The 16,236-nt window shown below is 41.5% G+C and carries 13 protein-coding genes and 1 tRNA gene; 10 read left to right on the forward strand and 4 right to left on the reverse strand.

The annotated features are described in order from the left end of the window. Positions 1-76: 76 nt before the first annotated feature. The 4 genes from AC4E96_RS07875 to yhbY all read right to left on the reverse strand — a co-directional run bounded on the left by AC4E96_RS07875 (position 77) and on the right by yhbY (position 5,623). Entirely contained in the window at positions 77-1,381 is a 1,305-nt protein-coding gene (locus AC4E96_RS07875) for a GAF domain-containing sensor histidine kinase (protein WP_490255428.1), read from the reverse strand. 1 nt (position 1,382) lies between these two features. Beyond that, positions 1,383-2,924, reverse strand: a complete 1,542-nt coding sequence (locus tag AC4E96_RS07880; protein ID WP_490255429.1) for an HD domain-containing phosphohydrolase — start codon at positions 2,922-2,924, stop codon at positions 1,383-1,385. A 117-nt stretch (positions 2,925-3,041) separates the two neighbouring features. After that, complete coding sequence (locus AC4E96_RS07885; RefSeq protein WP_490255430.1) at positions 3,042-5,099, reverse strand: S8 family serine peptidase; 2,058 nt, start codon at positions 5,097-5,099, stop codon at positions 3,042-3,044. Between the two features lie 224 nt (positions 5,100-5,323). After that, entirely contained in the window at positions 5,324-5,623 is a 300-nt protein-coding gene (gene yhbY / locus AC4E96_RS07890; protein ID WP_488034121.1) for a ribosome assembly RNA-binding protein YhbY, read from the reverse strand. An 86-nt stretch (positions 5,624-5,709) separates the two neighbouring features. On the opposite strand from yhbY, the gene rlmE reads away from it, so the two are divergent. From rlmE to yghU, 10 genes are all read left to right on the forward strand, one after another. After that, the gene (gene rlmE / locus AC4E96_RS07895; RefSeq protein ID WP_488034120.1) at positions 5,710-6,339 is read left to right on the forward strand and encodes a 23S rRNA (uridine(2552)-2'-O)-methyltransferase RlmE; all 630 of its coding nucleotides are present in this window, start codon (positions 5,710-5,712) and stop codon (positions 6,337-6,339) included. Positions 6,340-6,387: 48 nt separating this feature from the next. Continuing rightward, entirely contained in the window at positions 6,388-8,352 is a 1,965-nt protein-coding gene (gene ftsH, locus AC4E96_RS07900; protein WP_490255431.1) for an ATP-dependent zinc metalloprotease FtsH, read from the forward strand. A gap of 176 nt (positions 8,353-8,528) precedes the next feature. Further along, a complete protein-coding gene (folP, locus tag AC4E96_RS07905; protein ID WP_488034118.1) occupies positions 8,529-9,347 on the forward strand; it encodes a dihydropteroate synthase in 819 nt (272 codons plus the stop codon). Continuing rightward, positions 9,340-10,674 carry a phosphoglucosamine mutase gene (gene glmM, locus AC4E96_RS07910; protein ID WP_488034117.1) on the forward strand — a complete coding sequence of 445 codons (1,335 nt, stop codon included), beginning with the start codon at positions 9,340-9,342 and terminating at the stop codon, positions 10,672-10,674. The genes folP and glmM overlap by 8 nt, the downstream gene beginning before the upstream one ends. 68 nt (positions 10,675-10,742) lie before the next feature. After that, complete coding sequence (gene tpiA, locus AC4E96_RS07915; protein ID WP_488034116.1) at positions 10,743-11,480, forward strand: triose-phosphate isomerase; 738 nt, start codon at positions 10,743-10,745, stop codon at positions 11,478-11,480. 9 nt (positions 11,481-11,489) lie between these two features. Next, entirely contained in the window at positions 11,490-11,846 is a 357-nt protein-coding gene (gene secG / locus AC4E96_RS07920) for a preprotein translocase subunit SecG (protein WP_488034115.1), read from the forward strand. A gap of 13 nt (positions 11,847-11,859) precedes the next feature. Beyond that, positions 11,860-11,946, forward strand: a tRNA-Leu gene (locus AC4E96_RS07925). A gap of 363 nt (positions 11,947-12,309) precedes the next feature. Beyond that, a complete protein-coding gene (locus tag AC4E96_RS07930) occupies positions 12,310-13,119 on the forward strand; it encodes a hypothetical protein (protein ID WP_490255432.1) in 810 nt (269 codons plus the stop codon). Positions 13,120-13,301: 182 nt separating this feature from the next. Then, the gene (locus AC4E96_RS07935; RefSeq protein WP_490255433.1) at positions 13,302-15,083 is read left to right on the forward strand and encodes an acyl-CoA dehydrogenase family protein; all 1,782 of its coding nucleotides are present in this window, start codon (positions 13,302-13,304) and stop codon (positions 15,081-15,083) included. 163 nt (positions 15,084-15,246) lie between these two features. Beyond that, positions 15,247-16,119: a glutathione-dependent disulfide-bond oxidoreductase gene (yghU, locus tag AC4E96_RS07940; RefSeq protein ID WP_490255434.1), complete on the forward strand. Its 873-nt coding sequence runs from the start codon at positions 15,247-15,249 to the stop codon at positions 16,117-16,119. The last annotated feature ends 117 nt before the right edge of the window (positions 16,120-16,236 follow it).

Raw genomic sequence — 16,236 nt, forward strand, 5'->3', positions numbered from 1 at the left:
AGGCTCCAAATAAAACAACCCCTTGCAGGAAACTGCGAGGGGTTTTTTATTGCCTGCGATTTATTGGTTTTGATTTCTAAAGTTGATTTGGAATTGTAAACGTTATCTTAATACCTTGGCCAAGTTCACTTCTTAACTTCACACTACCGCCTAATGAAGTCACGATATTGTAAATAATGTGCCCGCCTAAACCGCTACCTCCGCTATTTCTTTTTGTGGTGAAAAACGGTTCAAAGAATTTAGTAGTGTGTTCTGCACTCATTCCTTTACCATTATCAGTGTAGCTAAATGTGGTTTGTTTGGTATTTTGTTCTACGTTAATCAAAATCCTTCCTTTTGTTATTTCTTCAAAACCATGGATTATTGAATTAGTAATAAGGTTTGTGAAAAGTTGTGATAATGCCCCCGCTTTAGTATTTAGCACAAGGTCCGGGGCACAGTTGATTTCGATATCGTGTTGGGTCTTTTTAACCATTGGATTGAGGGAAGTCACTATTTCGTTGAGATACCCTAAAATGTTCACATCTCGATTCGTTTCAGAAGATTGATCAACGGCTATTTGTTTGAAACTAGAAATAAGCTTTGCAGCCCGTTCTACGTTGCTTTTTACGATCTCACAGGTTTCGCCCACATCTTCAATAAATTCATTGAATTGCGATTCAGTTACATTTTGTGCTTCTACAGAAACTAGAAACTTGTCATGTTCATTGAGTAAGTTACTGATCCCCGTAACACATACGCCAAGAGGTGTATTGATCTCATGAGCTACGCCGGCGACTAATCCCCCTAATGAGGCCATCTTTTCTTTTTGAATTAACTCGTCTTTTAACCGTTTTTCTTCTTCTGCTATTTGTTTTTGTTTAAACACATTACTAATACTGGCGCCAACAAAAGTCAAAACTTCTACATCTCGAGCATCATAGATGAACGATTCGTCATAACTTTGAACGATGACTAAACCTAATATCTCTTCTTCATACAAAATGGGCACACCTACCCAACTGGTACACATTGTTCCTAGTATTTGGTCTATGGTTCCGTTTTCTTGAAGTTTTAATATATCTGTTTTATTTAAATTTATTGGTTGTGGGTGCTTGAGTGCATAGGACGATAAGCCATTGCCAATCTTTATAGACTTCCCCTGATACACAGAGCCGTCTTTTTCATCAACAAAATAGCTTAAATACATTTCATCGTTTTCTATATCGACTTGTGCTATGGCTATATTTTTAACAGTAACAACGTTATTGATTATTTGATGTATTTCACTAAAGAGGTCGACAAGCTTTAGGTCTGAGATTACGAGCTTTGAAATAGATAAAAGGGCATTGATTACATCTTTTTCTGACTTGGCTTGGTGAGTGTCTTTTGATTGAAACAAGTTATTCACCTTCACTATCTTTAAATTGGTTTTTGGCAACGATAAGTTCGTCTATACAGCTTAAAGTTGCATCAACGACTTCTGGATCGAAGTGTTTTCCTCTTTGTTCAGTTATTAATTCAATAACGTCGTCTATCTTCCACGCGGGTTTATAACACCTTTTGTGAAGTAGAGCGTCAAAGACATCGGCAACCGCAACAATTCGGGAGTAAATATGTATTTCGTCTCCTTTTAACCCCTGAGGGTAGCCAGTACCGTCATATTTTTCGTGGTGCTGGTGAGCGATAATTGCCGCAGCTTTTATAATAGGTAACTGTGACCCGCTGAGGATGTCGTGACCTAATTCTGCGTGTTGTTTCATCACTTCAAACTCTTCACTATCAAGTCGGCCAGGTTTCAACAATATATTGTCCGGAGTCGCTATTTTTCCAACGTCGTGCATAGGCGTGGCAAGCTCTAGAATGTCGCATTCAAGCTTGCTTAAGCCAAGTTTCCTAGCGATAATCCCAGAAAACGCTGACATACGTTTAATGTGATTTCCTGATTCTTTAGAACGAGATTCCACCGCGTTGCCTAGACGATTTATAATTTCTGATTGAGTTTCCAGGATCTGTGAATTAAGAATTAAGTTATCAAATGCTATACCAGCACTTCGACAGAACATATGTAAGAGTTGAATGTCTAACTCTTGAATATTATCGATGTCCACACCCTTGAGGTATATCAGACTTTCTTGTTTTGATTCAGATGGTAAGTAGGCAATAAAAGTGTCATCTTCAAATACAGACTCTTTAAGTTCTATTGCAGTATTGAGTAGCTTCTTTATGTTGTTATCTAGGCTTTTAGTTAAATCTGTTCCAACTTGAGTAATAACTTCGTAGTCATCTTTATCAAAAATAGTGCCTCCGCCATTAATTACTTTTAATAGGGCTCCTTGTTGTTCTAATCGCAGTATTGATAAAATTTGTTGAAGTAACCCTTCGAAGTATGCCTTTAAGCTTTTTTCCTCCATTACATTGGTTGTTGCTTCTATGACTTTTTTGAGCCCGACTCTAAACTCGTGTTCGTGATGTCGAGACTCTTCGATTTTTAGAATATCTCTGTATCCTCTTAAAGCGGACACAACCGTGGTAAAAAGGCGCTTTCTATCAAGTTCTGTTTTTTGTTTATAGTCATTAATGTCATAATCCATAATGACTTTTTCTTCTGGCGCTTGCCCAGGCTGACCTGTTCGCAAAATGACTCGTACAAAATCATTTTTATGTTCATTGCGAAGCCACTTGGCAAACTGTAACCCTGCGTCGTCAGACTCCATAACAACATCGAGAAATATGATGGCTATGTCATCGTTAGACTCAACTACTTTCCTAGCTTCGGCGCTACTGTAAGCATTGAGGAATTTTAGCTTTTTACCTTCAAACGTGAAGCGCTTTAGAGCCATTTGTGTGATTGAGTGGATGTCAGGTTCGTCATCTACAATCAGTATCGTCCAGTGGCCAGTAATTACCTGTTCGTCTTCTTTTTTGATAAACCCTAATGGCATAAGTCACCCATTAAAACCTGTATGTTTAAAATATAGTCCATAAAAAAAGGTTTAAGCTTTAACAAGTATAAAAAAAGCAGTACCGCGGTACTGCTTTCTAAATGATGAGTTTTTATTTTAGTTAATCACTCGATCTGATGTTGTGACCTCAACATTGTAGTTGGTTAGCACAGAAGCGTATCCTTTGATTCTTAATGTGTAGAACCCAGCTTCACTTGGACGATAAGTGATTTCTTCAGGGTTCTCTAATGTCGCGCTACTTGCTACTACTTCACCTGCGTCATTCAGTAATTCAAAGTCCAAGTCAGCAACCCCTTGCCAAGATAGAACTGCATTTACTAATACGGATTCCTCGTTTACTAAAATCTTGTGATCTTTCACTTGAACGTTTTCTACAGAAGGGCCGATATTACCTTTTAATGTTCGTTCACTGTTTACGATTCGAGAACCTGGCTCTACGATTTCACCATCCATTTCAACGCCATCAAAATTAATTACACCGTTTATGTGCTTAATAGTTAAAGAATGAATACTAGTGTCATCTAAATCACGAACCGCAAAGGCTTTCATCGTTGCCTCAGGGGCAAAAAAGTCGATATAACCGTGGCTCCTGCCATTTACAATAACTTCAGCGTGGCCGTTTTGAGTAGTAGCTAGATAGTTAATTTTCACGCTATCACCAATAAAGTCAAAAGAGGCTTCTGCTCCTTTTCTTTTGGTTTTCTTTAAAACACCATCTGATGCAAGTGAGTTAGAAGCATTTTTCCAACGGTTGGTGTAATTAATATTTGGATTCGTCTCATCACTATTTAACCAAACACCTTGGCTTGACCAGTCGGTATCGCCAGCTTCGAACTCTGCGCGATTGCCGACAGTGACCTTTGCTAGTTCAACGGCAGCTTTAACATCGATATAACCTGCGCCTACTTGGTGAGGTTCGAATCCCGGCATTGTTTCGGCGGTATCTTTTAGTATTGATTCTAGTTGGTCTGGTGACAAATCAGGATTCGCTTCCAGCATTAAACCAATCACACCGGCAACAAATGGAGTTGCCATAGATGTACCGCTCATACGGACATAGTTTTGATAATATCCAGGGTTGTTTACATCTATTACCGGACCAGCAGCACCGAGTGGTGTGTTTATCGCGCGAGCTGAGATAATACCGCTTCCTGGTGCAGTTATATCTGGGGTTTTAATCCAGTCACCAGCGACACCTCGACTTGAAAAATCCGCAAGGCCTTTGTCAGCTGTACCGGCTGCAACATTAATAACCCAAGGGGCAATAGCGTATTGATTTAGAGTATTATCAGCTGGACCGCTGTTAGATGCCGCAAATGTGACGGTAATACCGCGTTTATAAGCGGTGTAAGAAGCTTGGTTTATCGGGTTATTCGGATCAAAGTTACTACCATCTCCGCCACCCCAGCTGTTGGTGATTACGTCAATACCATACCGTTCTGCATTAGCAAGTGCATAGTCAAAAGCTCCGACAGAAAATAAAATCGACAACCCTTCACCGGCACCAATACCGACCATTTTGGCGTCAGGTGCAACACCCGCATGGGCGAATTCACGACGGGAGTCGTTGCGAGACGCTTCACCAGAGCCTGCGACTGTACCAGCAACATGTGTTCCATGACCAGAGCTAGTGTCTGTATTTGGGACGCCTTCAAGGAATAGATTCTTACCGCCGGTGAAGTCTAAGTCTCCCGCGACTTTAGTGTTTTGTAGTAGTTTTTCGCCTAACTGCAAGTCAGGATGAGTGCCATCTACGCCTGAGTCTAAAACAGCTATAACGGTATTTTTACCCGTAATACCTTCGACATCATGTATGTAGTGACCACCTGTAATTTGGCCTGATGTAAAGTTGTAATACTCAAGTGGCGCGTCGTAATAGATGCTTTTTACACGGTCGTCCTGAGACAAAAGAACAATTTGCTCTTTACTTAATGTTGCGCCAGCCATAGGTAGGGTAGTCATTGATAGATAAGGGACACTCAATTCACCTAGTACATTCTTTACCTGACTAAAGTCATGAGTCGTCACGATGACTTTTGCTGGTTGTTCCATTTCTGGCAACATGGATTGTAATTTTGAGCCTAGAATTGCGTCAGCATTGGCATTGAGGGTAGTCAACGCTGCGATTGAAATTGCTATTAATTTTTTGTTCATGTGGGTTTTCCTAATTTTTAGAATACCCAGTTAGAATGAATAAAAGGAAAAGGCCGCGCCATGAGCAAAAACCCCTATAAAACAGCAGGCATGTTACCTAGAGATACATAGAGATACCAAGGGAAGCAGTGATTAAGGGCAATAGATACAAAAAAAGCAGGCAAGGCCTGCTTTCATATTTTAAGTACTATTTGATAGCTAAGCACTATCTGATAGCTAAAATATTATCGAGCTTTTGGAAGTTCGATTTTAGGTTCTTTTGATTGCTTATACAAAACAAGAGTTTTGCCAATTAACTGAACCTTTGTTGCTTTAGATTCTCTAACGATAGCGTCTACGTATAGGACAAGTTCTTCGCGATCTTCAGCAGGGATTTTAACTTTAATAAGTTCGTGAATACTCAGTGCGTTTTCAATTTCGGCCAAGACACCTTCAGTGAATCCGTTGGCGCCTAATTGTACAACTGGTTTAAGCGAATGAGCTTCACCGCGTAAAAATTGGATTTGTTTGTTAGTTAATTTCATCTAGTCTCAAATTTAACAATGATAATTACTTGAATTAACGATATTCTACCCCACCTTGAGTGTATTACCAATTTATATACGAATTTATGGCAAAAGATAAACGTTCAGCCAGCAGCAAAAGATGGCTAGAAGAACACGTTAACGATAAATACGTAAAAGAAGCCAACAAGCGTGGCTTGCGTTCGCGTGCTTACTTCAAAATAGAAGAGCTGCAAAAGAAAGATAAATTAATGAAGCCTGGAGATACAGTCGTTGACTTGGGTGCTGCTCCAGGTGGGTGGTCACAATATGCCAGCGAACAACTCGGGGATAAGGGAACTATCATCGCTTGTGATATTTTACCCATGGATCCGATAGTTGGCGTCGATTTTCTACAAGGTGATTTTAGAGAAGAAAGTGTGCTAAATGCACTTTTAGATCGTATAGGTGGCAATACTGTCGATTTAGTAATGTCTGATATGGCTCCTAATCTAAGCGGTAACGATGCGATTGATCAGTCTGGCTCAATGTATTTGGTTGAGCTGGCACTTGATATGTGTCACCAAGTTCTAGGAAAAAATGGCAAGTTTGCGGTAAAGGTATTCCAAGGTGAAGGATTTGACCAATTTGTAAAGGACGTACGAAATGCGTTTACAACAGTCAAGATTCGCAAGCCTGATTCATCACGTGCTCGTTCTCGTGAAGTCTATCTAGTAGCTACAGGTTACAAACTATAGTAACCTTAAATTAATTAATAACAGGAAGAGGTTATTCCTTTGAGTGATATGGTTAAAAATTTAATTATCTGGTTGATGGTCGCCGTCGCATTAATGTCGGTTTTCAACACGATCACAACAGATGAAGCAGGTAACGGTAGCGCGAACTACACGCAATTCATAAATGAAGTGCGTCAAGGTCAAGTTAGCGAAGTCAAAATTAACGATCGCCAAATTAGAGGCATCAAGCGCAACGGCGAAAAGTTTGAAACTTTTATTCCAACTGCCTATGACAAAGACTTGCTGAATGACTTAATTGAAAATGACGTAAGAATTGTGGGCGTTCCACCTGAAGAGCCATCACTGCTTGCGTCTATTCTTATTTCTTGGTTCCCGATGTTATTGCTTATCGGTGTATGGATTTTCTTCATGCGTCAGATGCAAGGCGGTGGCGGTAAAGGTGCCATGTCATTCGGTAAAAGCAAAGCGCGCTTAATGGGCGAAGACCAAATCAAAACGACATTCAAAGACGTTGCGGGTTGTGATGAAGCTAAAGAAGAAGTTCAAGAGTTAGTTGACTACTTAAAGGACCCATCTAAGTTCCAAAAGCTTGGCGGTAAAATTCCAAAAGGCGTACTTATGGTTGGCCAACCTGGTACAGGTAAAACTCTACTCGCAAAGGCCGTAGCTGGTGAAGCAAAAGTACCATTCTTTGCTATCTCAGGTTCTGATTTCGTTGAAATGTTTGTTGGTGTTGGTGCATCGCGTGTTCGTGATATGTTTGACCAAGCCAAGAAGTCTGCACCGTGTATTATCTTTATCGATGAAATCGATGCTGTAGGTCGTCAACGTGGCGCAGGTTTAGGTGGTGGTCATGATGAGCGTGAACAAACACTTAACCAAATGCTTGTTGAGATGGATGGTTTTGAAGGTAATGAAGGTATTATCGTTATTGCCGCAACTAACCGTCCAGATGTTCTAGACCCTGCATTATTGCGTCCTGGTCGTTTTGACCGTCAAGTTGTGGTTGGTCTGCCGGATGTTCGTGGCCGTGAACAAATTCTTAATGTTCATATGCGTAAAGTTCCTGTCTCTAATGATGTTGATGCAGCGGTTATCGCTCGCGGTACACCAGGATTCTCTGGTGCTGATTTAGCAAACCTAGTGAACGAAGCTGCTCTATTTGCGGCGCGTGGTAACAAGCGCTTAGTTGATATGATCGACTTTGAACAAGCTAAAGATAAGATCATGATGGGTGCGGAACGCAAGACCATGGTGATGGATGATGCCGAGAAAGAAATGACGGCATACCACGAGGCGGGTCACGCTATTGTTGGTCGTCTAGTCCCAGAGCACGATCCAGTTTATAAAGTAAGTATTATTCCACGTGGCCGAGCGTTAGGTGTGACCATGTACTTACCTGAAAAAGACAGATTTAGTCATTCAAAACAACATCTAGAAAGCAACATTTCAAGCTTGTACGGTGGTCGTTTGGCTGAGCAGATTATTTACGGTGATGAAAAAGTATCAACGGGTGCGTCTAACGATATTGAACGTGCGACTGACATTGCGAATAAGATGGTGACGCAATGGGGTCTTTCTGAAAAGCTTGGTCCATTGTTATACGCCGAAGAAGAAGGTGAAGTATTCTTAGGTCGCAGCGCGTCAAAGCATAAGAGTTTCTCTGATGAGACTGCTCGTTTAATTGACCAAGAAGTTCGTTCTGTTATCGACCGCAACTACGATCGTGCAAAGAAGATCCTTGAAGAGAACATGGATATCTTACACGCGATGAAAGATGCATTGATGAAGTACGAAACCATTGATGCAAAACAAATCGATGACTTAATGGAACGCAAGCCGGTTCGTGAACCTGCAGGTTGGAGCGACAAAGCAAAAGCGCAACCAGCAGAATCGAATGACGACGCGAAAGCAGACTCAGTGGACGAAGGTGAGAGCAATGCATCATCAAGTGAAAGCAATGTTACTGACATTAATGCCAAAAAAGGCAATGACAGCGATAAGTCTGAATAACTCAGTTACTGAATTATAAAACCTGGCTTTCGGGGCCAGTTTTATAAGCCGGTTGACTTAATCAGTGTCAGATAATGACTGTTAGATAAAATGAAAGGCTCCAATTGGAGCCTTTTGTATTTAAAATACTTAACAAATTAATAATATGAATGACTTCATAATAAGAGCGAATAGCCATGCAAATTTTGCCTAACCGCCCACTTATAATGGGTATCTTAAATGTTACCCCGGACTCCTTTTCAGATGGTGGTAAACACAACCAACTCGACAGCGCTATTCGACAAGCTGAAAAAATGCTAAGCCAAGGTGCTGATATTTTGGATATTGGTGGTGAGTCTACCCGTCCGGGCGCTCAAGCCGTTGACGTCAAAACAGAACTTGAAAGAGTCATCCCTGTCATCAACAAGTTAAAGGCTGAGTTTGACTGTATTATTTCGTTAGACACAAACAAAGCAGAAGTTATGGAAGAGGGACTAGGTGCTGGCATAGACATTATCAATGATGTTTGTGCATTAGGTAATCCTGGCGCAATAGAGGTTGCTGCTAAATCAGAGGTACCTATTTGTTTGATGCACATGAAGGGCACACCTGCGACCATGCAAAATAAGCCAGAGTACGATGATGTTGTCTCTGAAATTGTTGATTTTTTTAACTATCGAATTGCTGTTTGTGAAGAACACGGTATTGATAAAAATCGACTGTGGCTAGACCCGGGCTTTGGGTTTGGTAAAACATTGAGCGATAATTATCAGTTACTCGAAAACCTAGATAAGTTTGGTGAATTGGGTCTACCGATTCTGGCAGGATTATCGCGAAAATCTATGCTAGGCAACTTATTAAATTTAGAAACAAGTGATAGAATGCTCAGCAGTGTTGTAGCCGCTACGTTAGCACTTACTAAGGGCGCCAATATTTTGCGTGTTCATGATGTCGAGGAAACGGCTCAAGCGGTTAAAATTTATAAAGCCATGACAAATGGAGTAGGAAATGAGTAAGAAGTATTTTGGAACGGATGGGATCCGTGGTTTAGTTGGACAGTCACCTATTACCCCAGAATTTGCCCTTAAACTTGGTTGGGCGGCCGGTAAGGTGTTTGCAAGTAATGGCAACAGAAAAGTATTAATTGGTAAAGACACTCGTATCTCGGGTTACATGTTAGAGACAGCACTTGAGTCTGGCCTAATCGCAGCCGGTGTTGATGTCGGTTTATTGGGCCCAATGCCAACACCGGCAATCTCATATTTAACTCGCACCTTCCGCGCTGATGCAGGTATTGTGATCAGTGCATCACACAATCCTTATTACGATAACGGTATCAAGTTCTTCTCTGCAGAAGGTACAAAGTTACCGGATGAAATCGAACATGAAATTGAAGCTATGTTAGACCAAGAAATGGTTTGCGTAGAGTCTGAAAAGCTTGGTAAAGCCTTCCGCATTAATGATGCGGCTGGTCGTTATATTGAGTTTTGTAAGAGCCGCTTCATGCAAGATTCATTAAAAGGCATGAAGATAGTAGTAGATAGCGCTAACGGCGCGACTTATCACATTGCTCCAAATGTTTTCAGAGAGTTAGGGGCAGAAGTCATCTCCATTTTTGCTGAACCAAATGGTTTAAACATTAACGATCACTGTGGTGCAACACACACAGATGCACTTCGCAAAGCCGTTATTCAGCACGATGCACAAGTTGGTATTGCGCTAGATGGTGACGGCGATCGCTTAATCATGGTTGATGAGAAGGGCATGGAAGTCGATGGTGACGAACTCGTATTTATTATTGCTCGTCATGCCCTGAAAAAGGGTGAGCTCAATGGCGGTGTCGTTGGCACATTAATGTCAAACCTTGGTTTAGAAGTGGCACTTAAGAACCTAAGCATTCCATTTAAACGCGCTAAAGTAGGCGACCGTTACGTGATGCAATTGTTGAAAGAAAACAATTGGTCAATCGGTGGTGAGTCTTCGGGCCACGTAATTAACTTAGACCACATCCCGACGGGTGACGGTATTGTCTCTGCCGTACAGGTTCTTGCGGCTATCGTTGATACAGGTATGAGCTTGTCAGAACTCAAGTCTGGTATGCAAAAATTCCCACAAGAATTGATTAATGTTCGTGTTCCAAAACACAAATTCCCGTTAGAAGTTGATGAAGTTAAATTAGCTATTCAAGCCGGTGAAGTTGAGTTAGGTGATGAAGGGCGAGTATTGATCAGAAAGTCTGGCACTGAGCCACTTATTCGAGTCATGACTGAAGGCAAAGACGCAAAGCTAATTAAGCAGGTTGCGCAAAAAATAGCCGACAAAGTAAAAGCTTACGCAGAATAAGCAAAGCATTACTTGTATAATGCGGCGAGGTTAGATAATATCTCGCCGCTTAAATGAAGGAGAGGTTAATGGCCGTTCGATTACCACTTGTTGTAGCTAACTGGAAACTAAATGGCGACCGCCAACTGTTATCAGAAATGGTTACAAGCATCAAAACCCTTGATGCAGAAAAAGTTGAGACAGTGTTGTGCCCACCTTTTGTTTATCTAGGCGAAGAAACAGACGGCGTTAAAAAAGGCGCACAGTCAGTGGCAGTCCAAGAGTCGGGCGCATTTACTGGAGAAATTTCTGGAAGAATGTTGCGTGACGTAGGCTGTCAATATGTTATTGTTGGACACTCTGAGCGTCGTTCTATTTTTGGCGAGTCTAACGATACCGTTGCTAAAAAAGTATTAGCAACACTAGCGGCAGGACTTATTCCTATTTTATGTGTCGGTGAAACCGACGAAGAACGCGAAGCCGGTGAAACTATCAATGTGATCACCGAGCAAGTAAAAGCGGTTCTTGATGTACTGCCAAACTATTCAGACAGCATTGTAATTGCTTATGAGCCTGTATGGGCGATAGGCACAGGCAAAACCGCAACAAGCGATCAAGCTGAAGAAGTTCACCTTGCAATTCGCAACATATTAGCCGGTTATAGCCAAGAATTAGCAGATTTAACACGCATCCTTTATGGCGGCAGTGTTAAGCCTGACAATAGTGAAGAATTGTTCTCCAAGGAAAACATCGACGGCGGCCTTATCGGCGGTGCCAGTCTTGATGTGGAGGCGTTCACAAATATTTGCAAAAACGCAGTAGCTTAAGGTAAAAGCATGTACGAGATTTTAATTGTAGTTTATTTAATTGTATCAATTGCCCTAGTAGGCATGATCTTAATCCAGCAAGGAAAAGGCGCAGATATGGGCGCATCTTTTGGCGCTGGTGCATCGGCGACATTATTTGGTTCAAGCGGTTCAGGTAACTTCTTAACTAAAACAACAGCCGTGTTAGCAACCCTATTTTTTGTATTAAGTATCTTCATTGGCGCACAAACAGCCAACTCTGAAAAACAAGAAGATGCATGGGAAAACCTAGAAGTACCAGCGGAAACAGTTCCGGCTGCAACTCAAGAAGACATCCCAGTTGACAACAAGCCTGCAGAAAGCAAAGACGAAATTCCAGTAGGCTAATACAACAAATTTAGCGGATGTGCTGGAATTGGTAGACAGGCAGCGTTGAGGTCGCTGTGTGCGAAAGCACGTGAGGGTTCAAGTCCCTCCATCCGCACCAATATTCTTTGATATAATCAAGGGGTTCATTCGAACCCCTTTTTTTATGGAACGCGGTTTGTTCCACTTCTCTTAAATCTACTCATTCATGATTCGCGTAAATAGCTAAGCCAGAACTATCATTTTCTATGTTTTAGCGGACATTGTTTATTGAGAAATAGACTACTCAACCGAGCACTAATTTAGTGCTTTTGTTACGTCCGTATACTATTGGTGTGTATTAAATTTGTACAATTGACGGTCGTTAATTGCACTGCTACTGTTTCACTTCACTTCACTTCACTTCACTTCACTTCACTTCACTTCACTTCACTTCACTTCAGTGACGTTGCAGTGAATACTTATTAACGAAAAGGAATAAAATATGAAAAAATTTGTAGTGATTTTGATGTTGACGCTCTTGTTGCCTATTAAAATACAAGCCAGTGGATTTGGTGGTGGGGATGCTCTCGATTTTGAGACACTGAATAGAGTGTGTATTGAGGAGCCCGATTCATCCTATATGAGCCAGTGTAATGCACATGGCTTTAATTATGAAACGATTAAGACGAAAGTAAACCTTAGTTCTCACGGTGATGTAGAATTTGAGACGTTTGTAGTCAAGACTCAAACAAAAACCATTAGAACGTACCACTCTTCGCTAATAATTAATTGTAACTCTTGTAGCGGAGCGTTGACTAATTCCAAAATATCCAACATTGTTTCTGATATCGAGATGAGTTTTAAATTAGCCGCTTCAAGCAGCAGCTTTACTACTCAAATAGTGACCTTTAATGGTCGTTCTCAAAATAGGCGGAGTCAGCAAACAAATGGTTCTAACATTTCAACAAGTTTGAAAGATTGGGCTGATGCAGTCATGGCTTGGGCTGATGTTTGGGATCGCTTTATTGGCGATGAGAAAGAAAAATTTGACCTTCTAAAAGATACCAATGGAAAAGTAATAGGGATAATTAAGTTCGACGAAGACTCGAATGTACTAGTTGTAGACCTTAATAGGGATAGCACCGTCGGATCGAATGGAAGTATTGAGTTTGAAGCTGAAATTGGTGGATTAGGATACGGAGAATCCTATAGTGAAACGATAGAAAGGTTCGAACAGCACCAAAATTTGAACTGTGATACTGTCTATACAGGTACCGCAGATCGGATGGTTGCGCAGACTGTTTGTTGGTAGGCAGTCACCTGTTACAAGCGCAGCATAAGTATACTGCTTGAGCTGCGTTTTTAGGATAAACATACGAAATAAATTGCACAGGTGTTTTGCCTGTTTAATTTACACCTGTAATTCCATATTTGGCGACTGGTCCGAACTGTGTCATATTTATTTTGATAATAAAACAACACATGGACAAGTTAATGTCGTTCAAGCCAAACAAAGGTCAAACTCATCAGGTACTCAATCAGCCAGTGCCTTTGATTGGGCACAACGCCTATCAACAAGATAAAATTCTCAAACACTATGTTTCTGCTTTTTATGGTCGAAACGACATTGATGTGCTGAATGAATATGGTGCACAGGTGGGTGAGGAGCTATTACTAGCAGGTTTTGATGCGAATAAATACAAACCTGAATTTGTTTCTCATGATCGATTTGGCCGTCGAACGGACGAAGTCATATATCATCCGAGCTATCATCGTTTAATGTCCGAGGCAATGAAGGTGGGCCATCACAGTCTGCCTTTTAACAAGCTGCGCAGTGTGCTTAACAGCAGCGCTTATAATGATAATCAAGTTCAAGGTACGAGTGATGGGCAAAATGCCTCGCACGTTATTCGAGCTGCCTTAACCAGTCTTCACACCCAAGCGGATCCCGGCTCAGGTTGTCCACTTACTATGACCTTTGCATCTGTCCCCGCATTTCAATGCTCTGAAAGCCTAGCGCAAATATGGCTACCAAAGGTTTTAGCAAATCACTACGATCCAGAAAACAAGCCTTATTTTGAAAAAAGTTCTGTCACTATTGGTATGGCGATGACAGAAAAGCAAGGGGGGAGTGACGTCAGGGCTAATACTACAGTGGCTTATCCGCTCAAAAAAGGTGAAGTAGGATACCGCGATGAAAAAGAGCAAGTCGCTCTTGCGGATGTGGATGAATTTGAGCTAATCGGTCATAAATGGTTTTGCTCTGCACCTATGTGTGATGCGTTTTTGACGCTTGCTTATGAAGATGGACAGGAGCAGTTGAGCTGCTTTGTTGTGCCGCGCTGGCGCCCAGATGGTGCGAAAAACCCGATGGAAATTCAACGCTTAAAAGACAAAAAGGGCAATGTGTCAAACGCCTCTTCTGAGATTGAGTATCGCGGTGCGTTTGCATGGCGATTAGGCGAGCAAGGCAAAGGCGTCAAAACCATTATTCAAATGGTGGGGCTAACTCGCTTTGATTGTATTGTGGGCTCTGCCACGTTGATGCACCAAGCCACACAACAAGCCGTATTTCACTCAATGCAACGCCAGGCTTTTGGTAAACGACTAACACAACAACCCTTGATGCAAAATGTCCTAGCCGACTTGGCATTAGAATCTGAAGCGGCAATGGCCATGGCTTTTCACTCGGCACATTGTTTACAAGAAGGAAATAGCGAATTCATTCGTGTCGCGTCAGCAATAGGAAAGTATTGGGTATGCAAGCGCGCGGCTGCGCATACAGCAGAGGCGATGGAATGTGTTGGCGGCGTTGGTTTAATTGGAGACAGCGTCTTTTCCCGTTTGTATACCGAGTCACCCGTTAACGCGATTTGGGAGGGATCTGGTAATGTCCAGTGTTTAGATGTTCTCAGAATCTTACATAAAGACAAGGATGGCCTAAATGCCTTCATGGATGAAATTAAGTTGGCATCAGGTATCAACCAATCATTTGATGATTACTTACTAAGGATACCTGAGTTATTAGCGCTTACACTTAATAACCAGTGTTTTGCTCGACGTTTAGTCGAGTCCTTGGCGCTAGTTTGGCAAGCATCTGTGTTACTTCGTTTTGCTGATGATAAAGCCGTCGCTGACTCGTTTATAGAGAGTCGTATTGCACAAGGACACTCAGGTATGTTTGGAAGCTTAGTGTTCTATGACAAAAGTGCAAAGGAAGTAGAAACACTTCTCTCTTCTATTATAAATCGTTATGAATTAGCTGAGATTGAATGAAAAACTGTTTGTTTGCGGTCTTTATATTGGTCGAGTAAGCACAATAAAGAGTAGTGTGCTTTGCTGATGTATTAAGCGAACTAAGGTAGTTCATGTTCTATGTGTTCATCAGAAGCAAAGTATAACGGCTGTATTTAATTAAAAACAACCAATAGGAGCAGGTATGTCAAATAAGGCAGAGTCGAGCTACACCCCACCTAAAGTTTGGAAATGGGAACAGGAAAATGGTGGCGAGTGGGCTAGCATTAACCGTCCAGATTCAGGTGCGCGTTTTGAACGCGAGTTACCAACAGGTGAGCATCCATTTCAATTGTATTCAATGGCTACACCTAATGGCGTCAAGGCCACTATCATGTTTGAAGAATTACTGGCCAAAGGTCATGTAGGCGCAGAATATGATGCGTTTCTTATAAAGATTGGTGATGCAGACCAGTTTGGCAGTGGTTTTGTCGATATCAATCCAAATTCAAAAATTCCAGCCTTAGTCGACAAGTCGGGTAGTGAACAAGGCATTTCACCAATTAATATTTTTGAGTCTGGTGCAATCTTGCTTCATTTAGCGGAAAAGTTTGGTGAGTTTATTCCAACTGACGCCGCAGGAAGAGCGAAGTGTTTATCTTGGTTGTTCTGGCAAGTAGGTAGCGGCCCCTATTTAGGTGGTGGTTTTGGTCACTTTTATGCTTACGCACCAGAAAAGTATGAATACCCAATTGACCGTTTTACGATGGAAACCAAGCGCCAATTAGATGTTTTGGACAAACACCTAGCCAACAATAAATACATGTGCGGAGACGAGTACACTATTGCCGATATGGCGATTTGGCCTTGGTATGGAGCTTTGGCTCTTGGCCGCTTGTACGACGCCGCTGAGTTTTTGGAGGTGAGCAGTTACAAAAACTTAATTCGTTGGGCTGAAAAGATAAATGAACGACCTGCAGTGCAGCGAGGGCGAAAAGTTAATCGAACTTGGGGCGAAGATCACGAGCAATTACCTGAGAGACATTCTGCTATGGATCTTGACGAATTAGAAAAATAACCTTCAATTTGTATTCGTTTTGGGTACCAAATTGCTACACACGGAGTTTAATCCTTATAAATCTTATGTAGTTATAACCTAATAATATAAACTTCTGCCTAGCTAACCGAGAAAAAT

It is taken from the genome of Psychrosphaera sp., from assembly GCF_982872775.1.

Coding starts and splice junctions, on each gene's coding strand:
- AC4E96_RS07880 (WP_490255429.1), bottom strand. CDS start 2,924: ATGCCATTAGGGTTTATCAAAAAAGAAGACGAACAGGTAATTACTGGC.
- AC4E96_RS07885 (WP_490255430.1), bottom strand. CDS start 5,099: ATGAACAAAAAATTAATAGCAATTTCAATCGCAGCGTTGACTACCCTC.
- yhbY (WP_488034121.1), bottom strand. CDS start 5,623: ATGAAATTAACTAACAAACAAATCCAATTTTTACGCGGTGAAGCTCAT.
- rlmE (WP_488034120.1), top strand. CDS start 5,710: ATGGCAAAAGATAAACGTTCAGCCAGCAGCAAAAGATGGCTAGAAGAA.
- ftsH (WP_490255431.1), top strand. CDS start 6,388: ATGGTTAAAAATTTAATTATCTGGTTGATGGTCGCCGTCGCATTAATG.
- folP (WP_488034118.1), top strand. CDS start 8,529: ATGCAAATTTTGCCTAACCGCCCACTTATAATGGGTATCTTAAATGTT.
- glmM (WP_488034117.1), top strand. CDS start 9,340: ATGAGTAAGAAGTATTTTGGAACGGATGGGATCCGTGGTTTAGTTGGA.
- tpiA (WP_488034116.1), top strand. CDS start 10,743: ATGGCCGTTCGATTACCACTTGTTGTAGCTAACTGGAAACTAAATGGC.
- secG (WP_488034115.1), top strand. CDS start 11,490: ATGTACGAGATTTTAATTGTAGTTTATTTAATTGTATCAATTGCCCTA.
- AC4E96_RS07930 (WP_490255432.1), top strand. CDS start 12,310: ATGAAAAAATTTGTAGTGATTTTGATGTTGACGCTCTTGTTGCCTATT.
- AC4E96_RS07935 (WP_490255433.1), top strand. CDS start 13,302: ATGTCGTTCAAGCCAAACAAAGGTCAAACTCATCAGGTACTCAATCAG.
- yghU (WP_490255434.1), top strand. CDS start 15,247: ATGTCAAATAAGGCAGAGTCGAGCTACACCCCACCTAAAGTTTGGAAA.